Below are 20,224 nucleotides of genomic sequence, written 5' to 3'. Positions count from 1 at the left end.
TGGACGTCGTTTCACTCCGCCTTCGCGGTGATCTTGAGCTTGTTCAGGAGCGCCTTCGGATCGGACGTGAGCATCACATCCATCACGCCGAAGCCCGAGGGGCTCTTCGGCTCGGCAGCGAGGGTAAGTCTGCCGGGCTTTTCGATGAAGCGCGCGACAGCCTTGCCGAGGGCCTGTGCCTGCTCCGAATTGCCGATCATGCTCGACACGACGAGGGGCGTGGCGCCCGCGTACAGCTTCCGCAGCGCCTCGGGCGAGGTGCCTTCTTCCTTTGCTGCACTGGCCAGATAGCGCTCGACCAGGCCCTTGTTCTCGATCACGACGCTCGCAGCCTTCGCCTTGGCGCCGATCAGTGCGGCCGAGGCGGTTGCCTCGTCGGGGCTGAAGAGGTCCGGGCTGACATTGCCGATGAGGCCGGTCATGCGCAGGCTTCCCATGTCCTTTCCGTCCATGGAAAGCTCCTTGATGGCGATTTCCCGCGAGGCCTCGTTCCAGGCGGCGGCGATCACCAGGGAGCCGTCGATGGATGTGTAGCCGAGGGCCTGAAGTTGCTGGACGAGTTCGTCGTCGCTGTCCCCCGGAAGCGTCGTGGAGAGGTTGCGCTGCTCGAAGCGGATATTCGTCGGAATGCCGTTCACGGGCTTGTCGGCGGTGAGCTCCATGAGACCCAGAGCGACGCGCATCCGCTCGTCGGGCTTGTCCTCGGCAGCGGGGACATCGATGTCCATGTCCGTGATGCGCAGCGTTCCGAGAGTGGGAACGAGCCTGCGCAGCGCGGCGCTGTCGAGATCGGTCAGCGACTTGCTGTCGAGCGTCTTGAGCCCTTCGAGCGTCGGCGCGAGAGAGAAACCGGAAAGGCTGATGGCGCCGATCTTGACGCGGCCGTCCGCATCCGTGACGTCGAGGCCCTCCACACGAATCTCGGGGGGCTGCGGACCGTTCGCACCGGTATAGGCCAGGCGTGCGATGGAGCCCGTTCCCTTGTTCTCCTTCCCGTCGCCCTTGAACGTGACGCCCGTGGCCTCCACGAGGCCTGCGTCGAAGGCGCCGAGGAGGTCGGCGACGATATGCAGGAGCCGGGTCTGCTCTTCAGACGTGGTTTCCTGTTTCTGAGCCAGTTCATTGATGGCCGCGATCGTGCCGTTCCAGGAATCCCGCGTTGGCCGGGCCATGATGTCCCGGCCATGGAGCCAGGCGACCTGAAGGCTGAAGTTGCCGTCGCCGTCGGCCATGTCGATCCGGTCGACGGAGAAGGCGCTGTAGATCTTCGTCAGGGGGGCGGAGACCTCCTTCGTGTCATAGAGCTTCACGAAGGCGGGCGCGTCGAAATCGCTGAGCGTGATCCGGCCGTAGTTGATCAGGCTCTTGCCCTGATCGCCCGCCTCCTCGACCGCGCTGGCCTCGACGGTCGTCGATGCGATCCTGCCCCGCACGATGTCGTTCAGGGAGATGTTCCGGTGGAGGGAGGTCTGCGTTTGCTGGCCGAGCGTCTGGGTGATCTTCAGCTCGGGAATGGTCACCTGCTTGGCGTCGATCCTGGCGAGCTTGTCCGCGATCAGGCCGGAGCCGGACGAGAAGAGGCTTTCGATGTCCCCGCGCGTCACCGAGGCGCCGCTGAATGAGACCTGCTTGGCCTCGTAGGTGGCTCCGCCCCAGCTGAAGCGGACGTTCTCCAGGGTGAAGCTGTCGGCCGTCTGGGCGAATGCCGCGCTCCAGAGGGACGTCCTCACGGCCCCGATGGAAAGCCGCTGCGCGCCGTTGTCGGTCACGAGGTCGCGAAGGACCGCAGGCTCGAATTGCATGGCCGCCGTTCCGGCCATGAGGGCGAGTGCGCACACGCCTGAACGGTGAAGAAGCGTCATTGTGATGATCCCCGCGAATAGCCGAAGGCCCGAAGGTCGGAGCCTTCAGGCCGCAATGTCTTTGCGAGAAGCTAAAGCGGGAGACAAAGTTTCACAAGGAGAACGACGTGCCGCAGCCACAGGAAGCGGTGGCGTGGGGGTTTTCGATCTTGAAGGATTGGCCGATCAGGTCGTCCACGAAGTCGATGACGGAACCGTCCATATACTGGATGGAGACCTCGTCGACCACAACCGTGGCCCCGTCCTTTTCGATGAGGAGGTCGTCGTCCTGACGGGTCCGGTCCACGTCGAAGGCATATTGGAACCCCGAACAACCACCTCCGTTGACGCTGATTCTCAGCATCGACCCTTCCGGTTCGGTGGCCATGATCTCGTTGATGCGGCGCGCCGCGCGCTCGGTCAGGGAAATTCCAGTCATCGTACTTCCGGTCCTCATCAGGACATATGAGCATTTTCAGGCGATGTGGATACCGGTTCGCCACCTGAAAATGCGTGAGTACAACATGTTCTTTGGTCACTTGCTGCCAAAACAGCAAATGACCATAGTCTTGGACAAGCTCCTGAGACAAGGTAAGTGCGCCCTGACGAGGCTTCAACCCGAGGATGATCCGTGCGGCCCTTTGGCGAGAGATGGCGAGCCCCCTATGCCTGCGATCCGTGGGCGAGTCGCGGGCGGCTTTATCCGACGGCGGTGTCTCCGACCCGCAGCGAATTCCAGCGGGACCGGGACAGGATCATCCATTCGTCGGCCTTCCGTCGCCTCAAGCACAAGACGCAGGTCTTCGTGTATCACGAGGGCGACCACTTCCGCACCCGCCTGACCCACACCATCGAGGTCAGCCAGATCGCGCGGGCCCTGGCCCGGTCGCTCGGCCTCGACGAGGACCTGGCCGAAGCCCTGGCCCTGTCTCACGACCTCGGCCATACGCCCTTCGGCCATACGGGCGAGGACACGCTCGAGGAGTGCATGGCCGGATTCGGGGGCTTCGACCACAATGCCCAGGCGCTGAGGGTCGTCACTCGCCTGGAGCGCCGCTACCCCGACTATGACGGGCTCAACCTCACCTGGGAGACCCTGGAAGGGCTCGTGAAGCACAATGGCCCGCTCCTCGATGCACAAGGCAGGCCGACCCTGCGCTATGCGGAGCGCGGCGTGCCCCTCGCGATCATGGAATACAATGCGGTGCAGGACCTGGAGCTTGCCACCTTCGCCAGCGGCGAAGCCCAGGCCGCTGCGATCGCCGACGACATCGCCTATGACGCCCACGACATCGACGACGGCCTGAGGGCGGGCCTGTTCCGGATCGACGATCTGCGCGAGGTGCCTCTCCTCGAAGAGATCCTGGCCGAAATCGACGCGCGCTGGCCGAATCTCGATCTGTCCCGGCGCATCCACGAGCTGACCCGGCGGGTCATCACCCGCTTCGTGGAGGACGTAGTCGCGGAAGGGGACCGGCGGATTTCCGCGCTGTCGCCCAAAACCGCCGAGGATATCCGCAGGGCGAGCGAGACGATGGTCTGTTTCTCCAGGCCAATGCGCGAGGCCGATGCCGCCATCAAGCACTTCCTCTATGCCCACATGTACCGGCACCCGGAGGTGATGCGGGTCCGCGCCCAGGCCGACCAGATCCTGCGGGACCTGTTCCGCCGCTTCAAGACCGAGCCTGAGCTGATGCCGGAGGAATGGCGGAGGGATCTGCCGGAGGAGGACGAGCCCCGTCTCGCCCGCCGCGTGGCGGATTACATCGCGGGCATGACCGACCGTTATGCAATCCTTGAACACCGACGTCTGTTTGACGTAACGCCGGACCTGCGTTAGGCGGCACAACAGCATTCAGGGCCATGGGCTCTTCAGAGATAAAGTACATGAACATTTTCGGATTGTTTGAGAAGCGGGTCGCCGATGCCCTCGGCCGTCTGGCCAGCGACGGCAAGATTCCAACGGGCCTGGACGTGAGCCGCGTCGTGGTCGAGCCGCCGCGCGATCCGTCCCACGGGGATCTCGCCACCAATGCCGCCATGGTGCTCGCCAAGGAAGCGCGCATGAATCCGCGCGCGCTGGCCGAGCTGCTCGTGGCCGACCTCAAGGACGATCCGCGCGTCACGAACGTGGACATCGCGGGTCCCGGCTTCATCAACATCCGTCTTGCCCCGCAGGTCATGCACGAGGTGCTGCGCGCCGCCGTGGTGGATGCGGCCGGGTTCGGCCGGAGCGGGCAGGGGGGCGGCGAGCCTATCAACGTGGAATACGTCTCCGCCAACCCGACCGGTCCCATGCATGTGGGCCATTGCCGCGGCGCGGTGTTCGGCGATGCCTTGGCCGGACTGCTCGATTTCGCCGGCTACAAGGTGACCCGCGAATACTACATCAACGATGCGGGCGCTCAGGTCGACGTGCTCGCCCGCTCGGCCTACCTCCGCTACAAGGAGGCTCTCGGCCAGGACATCGGCGAGATCCCCGAGGGGCTCTATCCGGGGGATTATCTCAAGCCTGTCGGCGAGCGTCTCGCCAAGGAATACGGCCAGGGCCTGCTCGACAAGCCGGAAGCCGAGTGGCTGCCGCTCGTCCGCGAAGCGGCCATCAACGCCATGATGGACATGATCCGCGACGATCTCGCGGTGCTCAACATCCACCACGACGTGTTCTTCTCCGAGCGGTCCCTGCAGCTCGGCCCCGACGGGGATCAGGTGAAGGAGCTCATCACGGACCTGCGCGGGCGCGACCTCGTCTATATGGGTCGCCTGCCGCCGCCCAAGGGCCAGAAGGACGAGGATTGGGAGGACCGCGAGCAGCTTCTGTTCCGGGCAACGTCCTTCGGCGACGAGGTGGATCGTCCGCTGCTGAAGTCCGACGGCTCCTACACCTATTTCGCCTCCGACATCGCCTATCACCGCTCCAAATACGAGCGCGGCTTCGCCTCCATGATCGACGTCTGGGGCGCGGATCACGGCGGCTACGTGAAGCGCATGCAGGCGGCCGTGAAGGCCGTCACGGACAACAAGGGCGATCTCGACGTCAAGCTCTGCCAGCTGGTCAAGCTCCTGCGCGGCGGCGAGCCCGTGAAGATGTCCAAGCGTTCCGGCGACTTCGTGACCCTGCGTGAGGTGGTGGACGAGGTGGGCCGCGATGCGGTGCGCTTCATGATGATCTTCCGCAAGAACGACGCGACCCTGGATTTCGACCTCGCCAAGGTGGTCGAGCAGTCCAAGGACAATCCGGTCTTCTACGTGCAGTATGCCCATGCCCGCTGCGCCTCGGTCTTCCGTCAGGCGGCGGAGGCTTTTCCGGGGGAGGACTTCTCCGCGGCCGAGCTCCAGAAGGCCGATCTCGCGATTCTCAGTGACGAGGCGGAGACCGATCTCATCCACCGGATCGCCCAGTTCCCGCGCGTGGTGGAAGCGGCGGCCGAAGCTCACGAGCCGCACCGGGTCGCATTCTACCTCTACGACCTCGCCAGCGCCTTCCATAGCCTCTGGAATAAGGGCAAAGACTTGCCGCAATTACGCTTTGTTAATCTAACTGATAAAGATTCAACGAAAGCGAGGCTCGCTCTCGTGCATGCCCTAAGGGGGGTGCTCGCATCTGGCCTCGCAATCCTGGGCGTCACGGCACCCGACGAAATGCGCTAGTATTTCCCCAGACGGATCAACCGCTTGGGACAGGTGCGTGCCGGACGCTGTCACGTCGTGCCGGCGGAGCGTTGAGGGCTCCTGTCGCGTAACTGGAGAACCGGCGCATGAGCGAATCAGTGAAGCCCCGATTTGCCGTCGATCTGAACGACATCGAGCGGCATCTGGCCCAAGCGGGCTCCCATCCGTCCCAGCCCGCCGCCGCAACGCGCAACGATCCGTTGGCGGAATTGGCCAAGATCGTAGGCCAGGACGACCCTTTTCAGGCCATTTTGGCCAATGACGGGGCAGCGCGGCCGCGCCAGCAGCCGTCGCCGATCGACGATCTGTTCGCGGCCCGCGACAATGTGACGCCCGTGACCCGCCCGGCTCAGCCCCAGGCCCGGGAGGAGATGTTCGAGGTCTCGGCCTACGACCGGAGCGGCTACGCCCGGCAGGAGGCTCCTCGCGGTCGTGCCCAGGCCTATGGCTATGAGCAGGCCGCACCGGCCCAGCAGCAGGAATCCTATCATCAGGCGGCCTATGCGGACGGATATTACGAGCAGGCCGGCGGCTACGATCAGGCGGATAACGGTTACGCTCAGGACGATTACGCACAGCCCGAGCGCCTCGATTATCCTGCGGTTCAGAGGCCGCGGTCCCGCAAGGGACTGGTGACCATGGGCGCTGTCCTCGGCGCGATCGTCATCGGCGGCGGCGGTGCCTATCTTTTCATGAATTCCTCCAGCCCCGTGGGTGGAAAACCGGTCCTGGTCCAGGCGACCAAAGACCCGGTCAAGGTCCAGCCGCAGAACCCGGGCGGGGTCGAGATTCCGAACCAGAACAAGCAGATCTACGAGCGCACCCAGAACACCGACACCAAGGTGGTGAACCGCGAGGAGCAGCCGGTCGACGTCAAGCAGGCCATGCACGCGAACGGCTCCGCCACGGCGGACGCCACGGGCGCGACGGCTGCCGCCGCCCCGAGCCGGAGCGCGCCGAACAGCCTGAACCTCGGCGAGCCGCGCAAGGTCCGCACCGTCACGATCCGTCCGGACGGAACCGTGGTCGGCGCGCCTGAAGCCCCCGGTGCCCGTTCGACGGCGGCTGCGGCGCCGGCCATGACCATGCCGGCTGCGGCTCAGCCGAAGCCCGCCTCGGCCACGCCGGTTGCGGCGCCGGCCACTCCTGCGCCTGCGCCGAAGCCTGCGCCCGCGGCCTCGACCCCGGTCAATCCGGCGCCTGCGGCCGCTCCCGCGCCCCAGAGGGTGGCCTCCGCTCAGCCCGTTGCCATGCCGGCCCCCACCGCGGCCGATACGACGACCACGGCTGCCGGCGGCTATGCGGTTCAGCTGGGTCTGGCCAATTCGGAGAGCGCAGCGGAGACCGCCTTTGCCTCCTACCAGCGCAAGTATTCCGACCTGGAGGGGCTGCCGTCCATGATCCGCAAGGCCGAAGTGAACGGCAACACGATCTACCGCGTCCGCGTCGGGCCCATGACCAAGGACGAGGCGTCCTCCCTCTGCTCCAAGCTGCAGGGACAGGGAGGTCAGTGCTTCGTGGCCAAGAACTGAGGCGCCGTCCGGCGACAAGACTTCTTGACCCCTTCCATCAAGGGACTTAAGGCGCGGGCATGAAAACCCGCGCCTTTATTGCTGGCTGCTCCGGCCATGAGCTGACCCCCGACGAGATCGCCTTCTTCAGGGAGGCGGCCCCATGGGGATTCATCCTGTTTCGCCGCAACGTCGACAGCCCCGAGCAGGTGAGGGCGCTCTGCGCCTCGCTGCGGGAGGCGGTCGGGCGCGAGGACGCCCCGATCCTCATCGACCAGGAGGGCGGCCGGGTTCAGCGCCTCGGGCCGCCCCATTGGCCGAAATACCCGTCCGGCGCCACCTATGGCGCCCTCCATGCCAACGATCCTCTCGTCCAACGGGAGCTGGCCCGCCTCGGGGCGCGGCTGATCGCGCATGATCTGCGTTCCGTCGGCGTGACCGTGGACTGCCTGCCCGTCCTCGACGTGCCTTCCCCCGGCGCGCACGACGTCATCGGCGACCGGGCTTACGGCAAGACCCCGGAAAAGGTCGCCGTCCTCGGCCGCGCGGCCGCCGAGGGGCTTCTGGCGGGCGGCGTCCTGCCGGTGATCAAGCACATCCCCGGCCACGGCCGGGCGGGGGCCGACAGCCACTTGGCCCTGCCGGTGGTTGAGGCGACCCGCGAGGAGCTGGAGCGCCACGATTTCGCGCCGTTCCGCATGTTGACCGACATGCCCCTCGGCATGACGGCCCACGTGGTCTACACGGCCCTGGATCCGGAGCATCCCGCCACGACCTCCGCCACCATCATTCGCGACATCATCCGCGGCCATATCGGCTATGACGGTCTCCTGATGACCGACGATCTCTCCATGAAGGCCCTGTCGGGCTCTTTCCGGGAGAAGACGGAAGCTGCCTTTGCGGCAGGGTGCGACATGGCCCTGCATTGCAACGGTCAGATGGACGAAATGTCCGCCGTAGCCGAAGCATCTCCCGTTCTCGAGGGCGAGGCCCTGCGCCGGGCCGAGGCCGCGCTGGCCCGGATCCGGCACGAGCCGGAGCCGCTCGATCCTGTGGATGCGCGGGCAAGACTCGACGCCGCACTTGCGGTGACGACTTAAGCGCCGCAAGGTCGAACCCGCTTCAGTTGAGTACGCCCCATGGCCAAGCCCCTACCATTCGAGGATGTCGAGCCCACCGCCGAGCGCGCGGAAAGCGAGCCCGCGCTCCTCGTCGACGTGGACGGGTTCGAGGGCCCGCTCGATCTTCTGCTGGAGCTGGCGCGCCGCCAGAAGGTGGACCTGCACCGCATTTCCATCCTGGCGCTGGCGGAGCAATACATCGCCTTCATCGAGGAAGCGCGCCGCATGCGCCTGGAGCTGGCGGCCGATTACCTCGTCATGGCGGCATGGCTCGCCTATCTGAAATCCCGCCTTCTGCTGCCGGAGCCGCCGAAGGGCGAGGAGCCGAGCGCGGAGGAGCTCGCCACGGCCCTGGCCCTGCGGCTGCGGCGCCTGGAAGCCATCCGCGAGGTGGCCAAGAAGCTCGGGGAGCGCTCGCTCCTGGGCCGCGACATCTTCGCCCGGGGCGCGCCCGAGCCGGTGGTCATCCACCGGGATGCGCGCTACGAAGCCAGCCTCTACGAGCTGCTCAAGGCCTATGCGCAGCAACGGCAGGTGCAGTTCAACAGCAGGGTTTCCCTTCACAAGCGCAACGTCTGGTCGCTGATCGACGCCCGCGATGCCCTGGAGCGCCTCGTCGGCCACCTCAATGACTGGGTGACGCTCGATACTTATCTGATGGAGTACATGGTCGAGCCCTCCATGCGGCCGACCATTCTGGCCTCGGCCCTGTCCGCGACCCTCGAAATGGTCCGCGAGGGCAAGCTGACGGTCAGGCAGGACGAAGCCTTCGCTCCGGTCTGGGTCAAGCCCGTCGTCGACCCGGCCGAGTCAGGAGCCCAACCATGATGGACGAAACAGCCGAGATGCAGGACGTCGAGGAATCCGCCGGGAACTCGGCCGAGAGCCACGTGCCCGATCACGGAGAGGCGATGCGCATCGCCGAAGCGCTGCTGTTCGCCTCCGCCGAGCCGCTCGGCACGGACGAGCTGGCCGGGCGCCTGCCGGAAGGCGCGAATATCGAGCAGATCCTCAAGGATCTCCAGGAGCTGTATGCGCCTCGCGGCGTCAATCTCGTGCGGGTGGCGGGCAAATGGGCCTTCCGCACGGCGAGCGATCTGGCCTTCGTGCTGGCCCGCGACGTGGTCGAGCAGCGCAAGCTCTCCCGCGCTGCCATGGAGACCCTGTCGATCATCGCCTATCATCAGCCGGTCACCCGCGCCGAGATCGAGGAGATCCGCGGCGTGGCCACCTCCAAGGGAACGCTGGACCTCCTGCTGGAAACCGGGTGGATCCGCCTTCGCGGCCGCCGCAAGGTGCCGGGACGTCCCGTCACCTACGGCACGACGCCCGCCTTCCTGGACCATTTCGGCCTGGATGCGATCGAGGACCTTCCGGGCCTCGAAGAGCTGAAAGGGGCGGGCTTCATCGAAGGCCGCGTTCCTTCCGACATGTCCGTGCCGGTTCCCTCCGATGCGGAGGCCCTGCGCGAGGACGAGGACCCCCTGGACCAGGACGAGTCGTTCCAGGAGCCTCTCGAGATGCACCAGACAGTCACGGGCGAGACCGGCGAGGAATGAGCGACAGGCCTACATTCTCCGCGCGCGACCGGTTCAGGCTGCCCCGGTGGGGCCAGCGCGGCACGGCGGGCGCATCGATCCCGGCCCAGCTTTCCTTCGAGGACATCGTCCAGACCTACAGCTCCACTCAGGCGCTCAAGGGCGTGTCGCTGACGGTCGAGCCGGGTGAGCTGGTCTGTCTCCTCGGCCATTCGGGGTGCGGCAAGACAACGCTCCTGCGCATCGCGGCGGGCGTGGAGGCTCCCACGTCCGGGCGCGTGCTGATGGATGGGCGGGAGGTCAGCGGGCCAAGGAATTTCGTGGAGCCGGAGCGGCGCGGCATCGGCCTCATGTTCCAGGATTATGCGCTGTTCCCGCATATGACGATCCTGCAGAATGTGATGTTCGGGCTCAAAGACCTCTCGGCCTCCGAGGCCGACATCGCGGCCCGCCGCGCTTTGTCGCGGGTCGGGCTCGAGCATTACGCGAACGAGTTCCCGCATACCTTGTCCGGCGGCGAGCAGCAGCGCGTGGCGCTGGCGCGTTCCATTGCGCCGCGGCCCGGCGTGCTGCTTATGGACGAGCCGTTCTCCAACCTCGACCGGCGCATGCGGGACGCGATCCGTGATGAAACTGTCGCAATCCTCAGGGAAACCGGCGCGACGACCATCGTCGTCACGCACGATCCGGAGGAAGCCATGCGGATCGCGGACAGAATCGTGCTGATGCGCGCTGGCGGAATCGTCCAGCAGGGGACTGCCGAGGAGATCTATCGCAAGCCCGTGAACCTCTTCGCTGCGCGGTTCTTCTGCGACTTCAACGAGATCGAAGGCCAGGTGCGGAACCGGCAGGTGACATGCCCCGTCGGCGTGTTCCCGGCCCCGCATCTGCCGGACGGCCCGGCCGTCGTCTGCGTGCGGCCCCAGGGGGTGCGGCTGAGGCCCCAGGGCTTCTGCCTGCCGGGGCGTGTGGTATCACGCCGCTTTCTCGGCGAGGTCGATTTGGTGCATATCGATGTTCCTGGACTCGACCGTCCGCTTCAGGCCCGCGTTCACGATCTCGCTGGCGTGAAGGAAGGTCAGGATGTGGGCATCGATGTTGAACCAAAGGATGTCCTTGTTTTCGCCGCGTCCGACGCATAGGTTGGCCGCAAGTTCATATTCCGAGACCGCGCCTTTCACGGCGCAGGAGGATTGCCATGGGTGGCGCTAGTATTTGGCACTGGATCGTTGTGGGTCTGATCGTTGTCCTGCTCTTCGGACGCGGCAAGATCTCCGACATGATGGGCGATGTCGCGAAAGGCATCAAAGCCTTCAAGAAGGGCATGGCCGAGGATGATACTCCGAAGCCCGTGCAGCCTTCCGAGCCGGTGCGCACGCTCGATCATCAGGCCGGCGCTCCGACGAATGCCGCGACGACGGATCACAAGATCGGCTGAGTGTTGAGTGGCAGCCACGAGCGTGGCTGCGGTGAGTAAAGTCAGGGTCGAGGCCACGCCATGTTGGACATGAGCTGGGGTGAGGTCATGGTGATCGGCGCCGTCGCGCTGATCGTGATCGGCCCGAAGGATCTGCCCCGCGCCTTGCGGACGGTCGGACAGGTCACGGGCAAGCTGCGCCGCATGGCGGCGGAGTTCCAGGGGCAGTTCAACGAGGCCATGCGCGAGGCCGAGCTCGACGATGTGAAGAAGCAGCTGCAGGACGTGAACGACTCCGTGTCCAGCGCCACCAGCACGAGCTTCAATCCCATCCAGACGATCCGCGACGAGCTGAAGACCGCCGTCGAAAAGCCGGTGACGCCTGCGCCTGTGGCTGGGGCCGCCCAGCCGACGGGCGACGCCACCGCTCAGGCTGTCGTGGAGGGGCGGGCGCCTGCGCCGTCCGAGCCGCTGATCAAACTGCCGCCTCCGCCGGTGGACGACCCGGCCGAGGCCATTGCCGAATCCCTGCGCCGTGAGGCAGAGATCGAGGCGCAGAAAACGGCTGCTGCGGAAGCAGCCCCTGAGAAACCGGACGCAAAGGCCTGATGACCACCACCCCCGCCGAAGAGGATGAGGTCGAGGCATCGCGCGCGCCTCTGATCGAGCACCTGATCGAACTGCGCTCGCGCCTGATCAAGGCGCTCGTGGCATTCGTCGCCATGTTCTTCGTGTGCTTCGCGGGCGCGAAGTACATCTACAACGCGCTCGTGTGGCCTTACGTGCTGGCGGTCGGCTCGCCGGAGAGGGCGCATCTCGTCTATACGCACGGCCTGGAATACCTGTTCACGCAGATTCAGGTGGCGGCCTTCGGCGCGGGCTTCCTGGCTTTCCCGGTGATCGCCGTTCAGATCTACAAGTTCGTGGCGCCCGGCCTCTACAAGAACGAGCGGCGGGCCTTCCTGCCGTATCTCGTCGCGACGCCGATCCTTTTCGCCGTCGGCGCGGCCTGCGTGTATTTCATCGCCATGCCGCTGCTGATGCGTTTCTCCGTCGGCATGCAGCAGCTGGCGACCGATACCGCCCCGGCGATCGAGTTCCTGCCCAAGGTCAGCGAGTATCTGTCGCTGATCATGACCCTGATCTTCGCCTTCGGAATCTGTTTCCAGCTGCCGGTGATCCTGACCCTTCTGGCCCGCGCGGGGATCATCGACTCGGATTTCCTCAAGGCCAGGCGGCGCTATGCCATCGTGATCGTCTTCGTGATCGCGGCGGTTCTGACGCCCCCGGATGTGATCAGCCAGTTCGCCCTTGCGATCCCCACCTTGCTTCTTTACGAGGCGTCCATCTTCTCCGTCCGCATGGTCGAGAAGAGGCGCGCGGAAGCCGAGGCCGCGCGCGCGGCGGAAGGGTAGGCTTTTCAAGCCACGGGAAGGCCGCTCATCCTTGGCGTGAACACAGGGGCGGCTTGTGCTAAAGGCAGGGCCGGCTCATCAATCAGGTCCCAGATTCCCATGCACGACATCCGTTCCATCCGCGAGAATCCCGCGGCTTTCGACAAAGGCCTCCGGAACCGGGGCATGGAGCCCCTGTCCGAGCGCCTGATCGCCCTTGACGATGCCCGCAAGGGCGCCGTTTCCGCCCTTCAGGCCGCCACCGAGCGCCGCAACGCCATGTCGAAGGACATCGGCCAGGCCAAGGCCAAGAAGGACGAGGCCCGCGCGCAGGAGCTGATGGCCGAGGTCGCCCGCATCAAGGAATCCATGCCGGAGCTGGAGGAGGCGGAGCGCGCTGCCGACAGGGCCCTGTTCGAGGCTCTGGCCGCGATCCCCAACATCCCGCAGGAGGATGTGCCCGTCGGTGCCGACGAGCACGGCAATGTGGAGCGCCACCGCTTCGGCACGCCGCCGACGATCAATGACGCCAAGCAGCATTTCGAGATCGGAGAGGCCCTCGGCCTCATGGATTTCGAGACCGCCGCCAAGCTGTCGGGCTCCCGCTTCGTCGTTCTGAAGGGCCAGCTCGCGCGCCTGGAGCGTGCGCTCGGCCAGTTTATGATCGACCTGCACACCAGCGAGCACGGCTACACGGAAGTGAATCCGCCGCTGCTGGTGCGGGACGAGACCATGTTCGGCACCGCGCAGCTTCCGAAATTCGAGGACGATCAGTTCTGGGCGTTCCCGGGGAACTCTCTGGAACAGGCTCTTGCAGCGGCTCTCGAAGGCCAGCCGCGCGAGGCTGTCCGCAAGATCATCAAGGACACCCGCTACGGCATGATCCCCACGGCGGAAGTGACCCTCACCAATCTGGTGCGCGAGCAGATCCTCTCCGAGGAGGAGCTGCCCCTGCGCTTCACCGCGCTCACGCCGAGCTTCCGCGCGGAGGCCGGTTCCGCCGGCCGCGACACGCGCGGCATGATCCGCCAGCACCAGTTCGTGAAATGCGAGCTGGTCTCGATCACGACGCCGGATACCTCGGCCGACGAGCATGAGCGCATGCTCGCCTGCGCCGAGAACGTCCTGAAGAAGCTGGAGCTTCCGTTCCGCACCATGACGCTCTGCACGGGCGATATGGGCTTCTCCTCGACCAAGACCTACGACATCGAGGTCTGGCTGCCGGGGCAGGGCATGTATCGCGAGATTTCGAGCTGCTCGGTCTGCGGGGATTTCCAGGCGCGTCGCATGAATGCCCGCTACCGCTCACCTTCCGAGAAGTCGCCGCGCTTCGTGCACACGCTCAACGGTTCGGGTCTCGCGGTCGGCCGCACGCTCGTGGCCGTTCTGGAGAACTACCAGAACGCGGACGGCAGCGTGACGGTCCCGGCCGTCCTGCAGCCCTATATGGGCGGTCTCGCCCGCATCGAGCGTCAGGCCTGATATGCGCATCCTCTGCACCAACGACGACGGCATCCATGCTCCGGGGCTGAAGGCCCTGGAGGCCATCGCACGCGCCCTGTCGGACGATGTATGGGTGGTGGCTCCCGAGACGGACCAGAGCGGCGTCGCGCACTCGCTGTCCCTCAACGATCCGCTGCGCCTGCGCGAAATTTCCGACCGGCATTTCGCCGTCAAGGGAACGCCGACGGATTGTGTGATCATGGGCGTGCGCGAGCTGATGCGCGAGCACAGGCCTGACCTCATTCTGTCCGGCGTCAATCGCGGGCAGAACGCCGCCGAGGACGTGACCTATTCCGGCACGGTGGCCGGAGCCATCGAGGGCACGCTGCTCGGCATCCCCTCCATCGCGCTGTCACAGGCCTACAGCGCGGGAAACCGCAACGCCCTGAAGTGGCACTGCGCCGAGCACCACGGCCCGAAGGTCATCCGCAAGATCCTGGAGGCCGGCATCGACAAGGGCATCCTCGTCAATGTGAACTTCCCGGATTGCGAGCCCGACGAGGTTCGCGGCACAGCGGTGGTCAACCAGGGGCAGCGCACCCAGGAGCTTCTGCGTCTCGATGCGCGGGTCGACGGACGGGGCAACCCCTATTACTGGATCGCCTTCGAGCGCGGCCCCTTCGATCCCGGCAACGGCACGGATCTCTGGGCCCTGACCGACAGGCGCATCGCGGTCACGCCCCTGCGCATCGACATGACCGACGAGCCGACTCTGACGCGCTACGCGCAGGCCTTCGGCTAAGCGAGGCTTCAGATGAGCCAGGAGCCCTTCTTCTCCGAAGCGGAAGCCCGCAGCGAGCAGGAGGCCATCGGCGTCGCATCCTTCATCCTGTCCCTGCGGGCTAAGGGCATTCGCGACACAGCGCTGCTCAGGGCCATGGAGCTCGTGCCCCGTGACGTGTTCGCCCCCCGCCGCTTCCGGGACCTGTCCCGCACCGATGTCGCCCTGCCGCTTCCCTGCGGCCAGACGATGACCGCGCCCGCGACGGTCGCGACCATGCTCCTGGCCCTCGGCGTCGCGCCGGGGCAGCGCGTGCTAGAAATCGGCACCGGCACCGGCTACGTCAGCGCTCTCATGGCGCATCTCGGGGCGGAGGTGACCACGGTCGAGCGCTTCAACACCCTAGCCGCGAGCGCCGGCCAGCACCTGACCATCGTGGAGGCAGGCAAGGTGCGGGTGGAGGTCGGCGATGGGCTTGCCGTGCGCGTGCGTGACCGGTTCGACCGTATCCTGCTCAACGGCGCCTGGCCCGACATTCCGGCGACATTGACGTCGCAGCTAGGGCCCGGCGGGCGTCTCGTGGGCGCCTTGGCGGAAGAGGGCGCGCCGCGCCTCGTTCAGATCGATCGCCTCCCGGATGGTGAGTTCAGCCGGAACCTGGGCGGGCCCCTGCGGATTTCCCGACTGGTCGCCGGCATTGCGGCAACACTCTGATCGAATCGAAAAAATTTGGCGACACGGTTACGACATTTTTCATGGCGTCAACCGTTGCTTAACCTGAACAGCGTTTTAATGCCCCCATCAAGTTGCGTGCGGTTGGGGTAATTGAGTCATGCGTTTGCGTGTGGGTTCTGGGCAATGGAGTGCTGTGTCGCGGGTCGCTCTGGTGAGCTTGATCGGCTCTGCCGCGGCGGCCTGTAGTGGCGACACGATGCGGTTTTCGGAGAATCCGTTCTCCAATCCGTTCTCCAACAGCGAACGCGTTGCGCCCGGCACGCCGACGGCCTCTCAGGACACTCCGTCCTATAACGGTGCTCCCTCCTATGCGGCGGCTCCGCTGCCCACCCCGTCCGTTCACGCGCAGGCACTTCCCCCGGTGCAGGCTCAGCCTCTGCCGCAGCCCTCGCGCATGGCGGCCGCGCCCGCTCCGATTCAGCCGCGCCCCGCGCCGATGACCCCGCCTGCCGCTCAGTCGAAGATGCGTTTCGTTGACCAGACCAAAGTCGCCGTCTCCGACCAGCCCGTCCCGGTCGAGCCGGCCCGCCGCACCCGTCCGGGCATGCAGCAAGCCGCAGCGCCGGCTCCCATGCAGCCGAGACCCGCGCCCGTGCAGCAGGTTGCCTCCGCCACGAACGAGCCGCTCGTGTCGCCGGCGCGTCCCGTCGAGCCTCAGCAGAAGGTCGCCGCCATCGAGCTGCAACCCGTGAAGCCTGCTCCGGTCACACAGAGCGTTGCTCCGGCCCCGGCTCCCGCGCCGGCTCCGCAGCCCGAGGCCGCCAAGGCCCCGGTGCAGGAGCCCGAGCAGACGGCAAGCCTGTCCGCCAGCAACTTCCGCTGGCCGGCCCGTGGCCGCGTAATCGCGGGCTTCGGCGCCAATGGCGGCAACGAGGGCATCAATATCGCCGTTCCCGAAGGGACGCCGGTGAAGGCCGCCGAGGCCGGCACGGTGACCTATGCGGGCAGCGAGGTGAAGGGCTACGGCAATCTGGTTCTCATCCGGCACGAGAACGGCTACGTCTCGGCCTATGCCCATAACAGCGCGCTGAACGTGAAGCGCGGCGAGCAGGTGAAGCGCGGTCAGGTGATCGCCACCGCCGGCCAGACAGGCAACGTGACCTCGCCGCAGCTGCACTTCGAGATCCGCAAGGGCGCGACCCCGGTCGACCCGATCAAGCATCTCGCCGACTAGAGTCGGCAACGGTTTGGATTGGCTTTCGAGACCCGAGGCTGATCACGCGAGGGGACGGTGGAGCTCAGCCACCGTCCCTTTGGCGTTTGCGATCGGGTGAGGCTGTAAAGACCTCGCCGCGTCATGCCCTCGAGGGGCAGAGACCGCGACCGGTGGGAGTGTAGGGACGACAAACGGGCAACCCGCTCCGCGGGCATTCGTCATCCCCGGCCTTGGGCCGGGGATCCACGTCTTCGCGGCGCGGCATTTCTCAAGATGTGGACGGCCGCACCGAGGGCGGCCGTGCCGGCGGGGAGCGGAGCGGCCTCTCGGGCTGACCGTTGGTGGCTGAGATCGGCTTAAATCGCCTTGCCCAAGCGCCCGGCGAGATCCTGGATGAACTGCCAGGCCGTGCGGCCCGAGCGCGCGCCGCGGGTCGTGGCCCATTCCAGGGCTTCGGCACGGATGGCGGCGCGGTCGCCGTCGAGGCCGAGATGGTCCACATAGCCGAAGATCATGTCGAGATACTCGTCCTGGCTGCACTTGTGGAAGCCGAGCCACAGGCCGAAGCGGTCGGACAGGGACACCTTCTCCTCGATGGCCTCGCCGGGATTGATGGCGGTGGAGCGCTCGTTGTCCATCATGTCGCGGGGCAAGAGGTGGCGGCGGTTGGACGTGGCGTAGAAGATCACGTTGTCCGGGCGTCCCTCGATTCCGCCTTCCAGCACTGCCTTGAGGGACTTGTAGGAGGTATCGTCCGCATCGAAGGACAGGTCGTCGCAGAAGACGATGAAGCGATGCGGGTCCGCGCGGAGCAGGCCCATGAGATCCGGAAGCGTCTCGATGTCCTCCCGGTGGATCTCGATGAGCTTGAGGGGGCGGGCCTCGGGTGCCCTGGTCGTGTTGATCTCGGCATGAACCGCCTTCACCAGCGACGACTTGCCCATGCCCCGGGCGCCCCAGAGAAGGGCGTTGTTGGCGGGCAGGCCTCTGGCGAAGCGGGCGGTGTTCTCGGCGAGCTGATCCCGCACCCTGTCGATGCCCCTGAGCAGGTTCATCTCGACCCGGTTCACTTTCGCCACGGGGGAGAGCCTGCGCCCCGCCGCGTGCCAGACGAAGGCGTCCGCCGCGGCAAAGTCCGCCTGGGGAGCCCCAGCCGGGGCCAGACGCTCCAGGGCGTCGGCGATGCGCTTCAGAAGGGCCATGGATTCGGGGGAGGTGAGATCGGCGGACATCGGCATCTGACTTCAAGAAAAGGTGAGGAGGCCGTGCTTAGCGCAAAAACCGCCCTCCGGTCCATGCAAGAGGGGCGGGAAAGACCGCAGGAGCTTTGGGAAAGCCTTCCAACTTCATTGATTTCGTGGAGTCGATGGGTATAGTCCGCCCACTTTCAGTCCCGTTTGGCGCGGGTGGGCCCTGAATGGGTGCCTGCCTCGCGCCTTTATCCATGGAGAGCCGCTTGTTCATTTCACCTGCTTTCGCACAAGGGGCCCCCGCTGCAGGGGGCGGAATGGATACCATCATCCAGTTCGTCCCGTTTATCCTGATCTTCGTGATCATGTGGTTCCTGATCATCCGTCCGCAGCAGCGCCGGGTGAAGGCTCACCAGGAGATGATCAAGAACGTGCGCCGCGGCGACACCGTCGTCACCTCCGGCGGCATCATCGGCAAGGTCACGAAGGTGCTCGAGGATTCGGCCGACATCGAGGTGGAGATCGCGGACAACGTGAAGGTGAAGGTGGCTCGCGCCATGATCTCCGAGGTCCGCTCCAAGACCGAGCCGGTGAAAGCCTGACAATAAATGATCGGCCCTCGGGCTGGTGGCGCATCGTGCGGAGAAGTGGACCCGGTTTTCCGCCATCGACGATGCGCCATTTTAGAGAGGGAGCATCGGATGGGTGCCGAAAGTGGACGCCGCTTTCGGGTCCGATGCCTGAAGCTCTTGAGGGCCGGTTCGCTGTACGACATGTGCAGCAGAGTGTTTGAGAAAGGTTGAGCTGACGATGCTGCGCTTCTCGAAGTCGAAGATCATCGCTACCCTGGCGGTCATCATCATCGGTCTCCTGCTGGGGATTCCGAGCATGATGTCGCCTGAGCATCGCAAGGCGTATCTGAGTGCCGTTCCGAGCTGGGTTCCCTCTTGGATCGTGCCGTCCCGCGCCATCGTGCTCGGCCTCGACCTGCAGGGCGGTTCCCACGTCCTTCTCCAGGTGGACGAGCAGGATCTCGTGCGCGGTCAGGTCGCCATTCTGCGCGACGACGTGCGCCGGGTCCTCCGTGACACCCGCGTCGCATCGCAGAACGGCATCCAGACGATCCCGCGCGGCGTCCAGATCCGCGTGCCGAACGCCGCCGATCGTGAACGCCTGATGCCGCGTCTGCGCGAGCTGGCTCAGCCTATCAGCAACGCCGTTCTCGGCCAGACCGGCAATGCCAGCGTGGCGATGAGCGAGACGCCGGACGGCGCGATTACCCTGACCCTGACGGATGCGGGCATCAACGAGCGCGTGCGCCGTGCCGTCGATCAGTCCATCGAGGTGATCCGCCGCCGTATCGACGCCACCGGCACGACCGAGCCCAGCATCCAGCGCCAGGGCGCGGACCGCGTGCTCGTTCAGGTTCCCGGCCTCCAGGATCCGCAGCAGCTCAAGGCGCTTCTGGGTGAAACCGGCAACCTGGAATTCCGCCTCCTGGCCCAGCCCGGCGCCACCGATGTGGACATGCTGCCCATGCGCGATGCGGGCGGACAGCGGGTGCCCGTGGAGCGTCGGGTGATCGCCGAGGGCGGTGACCTGACGGATGCGCAGGCGGCCTTCGATTCCCAGACCAACCAGCCCATCGTGAACTTCCGCTTCAACATCCGCGGCGCGCAGCGCTTCGGCCAGGCGACGACGGAAAACCTCGGCCGGCAGCTCGCCATCGTTCTCGACAACGAGGTGATCTCCGCCCCCACGATCCAGTCGCCGATCACGGGCGGCTCGGGCCAGATCTCCGGCAGCTTCACCGTCGAGCAGGTGAACAACCTCGCGGTTCTGCTGCGCTCCGGCGCGCTGCCCGCCAAGCTCACCATCGTCGAAGAGCGCACCGTCGGCCCAGGCCTCGGGCGTGACTCCATCGAGGCCGGCAAGCTGGCCACGTATGTGGCCGCTATCTTCGTTGCGGCCTTCATGTTCGCGACCTACGGCGTGTTCGGCCTCATCGCCAATATCGCGCTTCTCGTGCACGTGGGCCTGATCTTCGGTCTCATGTCGGTGCTCGAAGCCACGCTCACCCTGCCGGGCATCGCGGGCATCGTGCTCACCATCGGCACGGCGGTCGACTCGAACGTGCTGATCTACGAGCGCATCCGCGAGGAAGTGCATGGAGGCCGCTCCATTGTGTCCGGCATCCAGGCGGGCTTCGACCGGGCCTTCGCGACCATCGTGGACTCCAACAGCACCATGGCCATTGCCGCCGTGATCCTGTTCTTCCTCGGCTCCGGTCCCGTGCGCGGCTTCGCTGTCGTCTTCATTCTCGGCATCCTCACGACGGTGCTCACCGCCGTGACCCTGACGCGCATGATGATTGCGCTCTGGTACCAATGGATGCGCCCCAAAGTTCTTCCGTTCTAAGGAGTGA

At 65.9% G+C, this 20,224-nt stretch carries 19 protein-coding genes; 16 read left to right on the top strand and 3 right to left on the bottom strand.

What is annotated here, in order from left to right; genetic code table 11:
- Nucleotides 1-11: 11 nt before the first annotated feature.
- Complete coding sequence (locus ACS5Q0_RS16260; protein WP_473127696.1) at nucleotides 12-1,862, bottom strand: hypothetical protein; 1,851 nt, start codon at nucleotides 1,860-1,862, stop codon at nucleotides 12-14.
- Nucleotides 1,863-1,953: 91 nt separating this feature from the next.
- On the bottom strand, nucleotides 1,954-2,280 hold the full coding sequence (gene erpA, locus ACS5Q0_RS16255; RefSeq protein ID WP_473127695.1) for an iron-sulfur cluster insertion protein ErpA: 327 nt from the start codon (nucleotides 2,278-2,280) through the stop codon (nucleotides 1,954-1,956).
- A 192-nt stretch (nucleotides 2,281-2,472) separates the two neighbouring features.
- Between erpA and ACS5Q0_RS16250 the strand changes: the two genes are divergently transcribed.
- From ACS5Q0_RS16250 to ACS5Q0_RS16185, 14 genes are all read left to right on the top strand, one after another.
- Nucleotides 2,473-3,681 carry a deoxyguanosinetriphosphate triphosphohydrolase gene (locus ACS5Q0_RS16250; protein ID WP_473127694.1) on the top strand — a complete coding sequence of 403 codons (1,209 nt, stop codon included), beginning with the start codon at nucleotides 2,473-2,475 and terminating at the stop codon, nucleotides 3,679-3,681.
- Nucleotides 3,682-3,728: 47 nt separating this feature from the next.
- Complete coding sequence (gene argS, locus ACS5Q0_RS16245) at nucleotides 3,729-5,492, top strand: arginine--tRNA ligase (RefSeq protein ID WP_473127693.1); 1,764 nt, start codon at nucleotides 3,729-3,731, stop codon at nucleotides 5,490-5,492.
- Nucleotides 5,493-5,599: 107 nt separating this feature from the next.
- Nucleotides 5,600-7,045 carry an SPOR domain-containing protein gene (locus tag ACS5Q0_RS16240; protein WP_473127692.1) on the top strand — a complete coding sequence of 482 codons (1,446 nt, stop codon included), beginning with the start codon at nucleotides 5,600-5,602 and terminating at the stop codon, nucleotides 7,043-7,045.
- A 59-nt stretch (nucleotides 7,046-7,104) separates the two neighbouring features.
- Nucleotides 7,105-8,124 carry a beta-N-acetylhexosaminidase gene (gene nagZ / locus ACS5Q0_RS16235; protein ID WP_473127691.1) on the top strand — a complete coding sequence of 340 codons (1,020 nt, stop codon included), beginning with the start codon at nucleotides 7,105-7,107 and terminating at the stop codon, nucleotides 8,122-8,124.
- A 39-nt stretch (nucleotides 8,125-8,163) separates the two neighbouring features.
- The gene (locus ACS5Q0_RS16230) at nucleotides 8,164-8,973 is read left to right on the top strand and encodes a segregation and condensation protein A (protein WP_473127690.1); all 810 of its coding nucleotides are present in this window, start codon (nucleotides 8,164-8,166) and stop codon (nucleotides 8,971-8,973) included.
- Entirely contained in the window at nucleotides 8,970-9,704 is a 735-nt protein-coding gene (scpB, locus tag ACS5Q0_RS16225) for an SMC-Scp complex subunit ScpB (protein ID WP_473127689.1), read from the top strand. Before ACS5Q0_RS16230 ends, scpB begins: the two co-directional genes overlap by 4 nt.
- Entirely contained in the window at nucleotides 9,701-10,825 is a 1,125-nt protein-coding gene (locus tag ACS5Q0_RS16220) for an ABC transporter ATP-binding protein (protein ID WP_473127688.1), read from the top strand. The genes scpB and ACS5Q0_RS16220 overlap by 4 nt, the downstream gene beginning before the upstream one ends.
- 56 nt (nucleotides 10,826-10,881) lie before the next feature.
- Nucleotides 10,882-11,121 carry a twin-arginine translocase TatA/TatE family subunit gene (locus ACS5Q0_RS16215; RefSeq protein ID WP_473127687.1) on the top strand — a complete coding sequence of 80 codons (240 nt, stop codon included), beginning with the start codon at nucleotides 10,882-10,884 and terminating at the stop codon, nucleotides 11,119-11,121.
- Nucleotides 11,122-11,181: 60 nt separating this feature from the next.
- Entirely contained in the window at nucleotides 11,182-11,709 is a 528-nt protein-coding gene (gene tatB / locus ACS5Q0_RS16210) for a Sec-independent protein translocase protein TatB (RefSeq protein WP_473127686.1), read from the top strand.
- Nucleotides 11,709-12,515 (top strand): twin-arginine translocase subunit TatC, encoded by an 807-nt coding sequence (tatC, locus tag ACS5Q0_RS16205; RefSeq protein WP_473127685.1) that lies wholly within the window; start codon nucleotides 11,709-11,711, stop codon nucleotides 12,513-12,515. Before tatB ends, tatC begins: the two co-directional genes overlap by 1 nt.
- A gap of 99 nt (nucleotides 12,516-12,614) precedes the next feature.
- Nucleotides 12,615-13,976 carry a serine--tRNA ligase gene (gene serS, locus ACS5Q0_RS16200; protein ID WP_473127684.1) on the top strand — a complete coding sequence of 454 codons (1,362 nt, stop codon included), beginning with the start codon at nucleotides 12,615-12,617 and terminating at the stop codon, nucleotides 13,974-13,976.
- Between the two features lies 1 nt (nucleotide 13,977).
- Nucleotides 13,978-14,739 (top strand): 5'/3'-nucleotidase SurE, encoded by a 762-nt coding sequence (surE, locus tag ACS5Q0_RS16195; protein ID WP_473127683.1) that lies wholly within the window; start codon nucleotides 13,978-13,980, stop codon nucleotides 14,737-14,739.
- 12 nt (nucleotides 14,740-14,751) lie between these two features.
- Complete coding sequence (locus tag ACS5Q0_RS16190; protein WP_473127682.1) at nucleotides 14,752-15,432, top strand: protein-L-isoaspartate O-methyltransferase family protein; 681 nt, start codon at nucleotides 14,752-14,754, stop codon at nucleotides 15,430-15,432.
- 217 nt (nucleotides 15,433-15,649) lie between these two features.
- On the top strand, nucleotides 15,650-16,627 hold the full coding sequence (locus ACS5Q0_RS16185) for a M23 family metallopeptidase (RefSeq protein WP_473127681.1): 978 nt from the start codon (nucleotides 15,650-15,652) through the stop codon (nucleotides 16,625-16,627).
- A gap of 338 nt (nucleotides 16,628-16,965) precedes the next feature.
- Here the strand turns inward: ACS5Q0_RS16185 and ACS5Q0_RS16180 are convergent, their stop codons facing one another.
- Nucleotides 16,966-17,841 carry an ATP-binding protein gene (locus ACS5Q0_RS16180; RefSeq protein ID WP_473127680.1) on the bottom strand — a complete coding sequence of 292 codons (876 nt, stop codon included), beginning with the start codon at nucleotides 17,839-17,841 and terminating at the stop codon, nucleotides 16,966-16,968.
- Between the two features lie 212 nt (nucleotides 17,842-18,053).
- Between ACS5Q0_RS16180 and yajC the strand changes: the two genes are divergently transcribed.
- Together yajC and secD are read left to right on the top strand one after the other, a co-directional pair.
- Nucleotides 18,054-18,401, top strand: a complete 348-nt coding sequence (gene yajC, locus ACS5Q0_RS16175; RefSeq protein ID WP_473127723.1) for a preprotein translocase subunit YajC — start codon at nucleotides 18,054-18,056, stop codon at nucleotides 18,399-18,401.
- Between the two features lie 208 nt (nucleotides 18,402-18,609).
- Entirely contained in the window at nucleotides 18,610-20,217 is a 1,608-nt protein-coding gene (gene secD, locus ACS5Q0_RS16170) for a protein translocase subunit SecD (RefSeq protein WP_473127679.1), read from the top strand.
- Nucleotides 20,218-20,224: the final 7 nt, after the last annotated feature.

The organism is Microvirga sp. HS2 (assembly GCF_055792805.1).
Note: the sequence above shows the minus strand (reverse complement) of the source record. Positions and strands in the feature narration are given on the sequence as shown.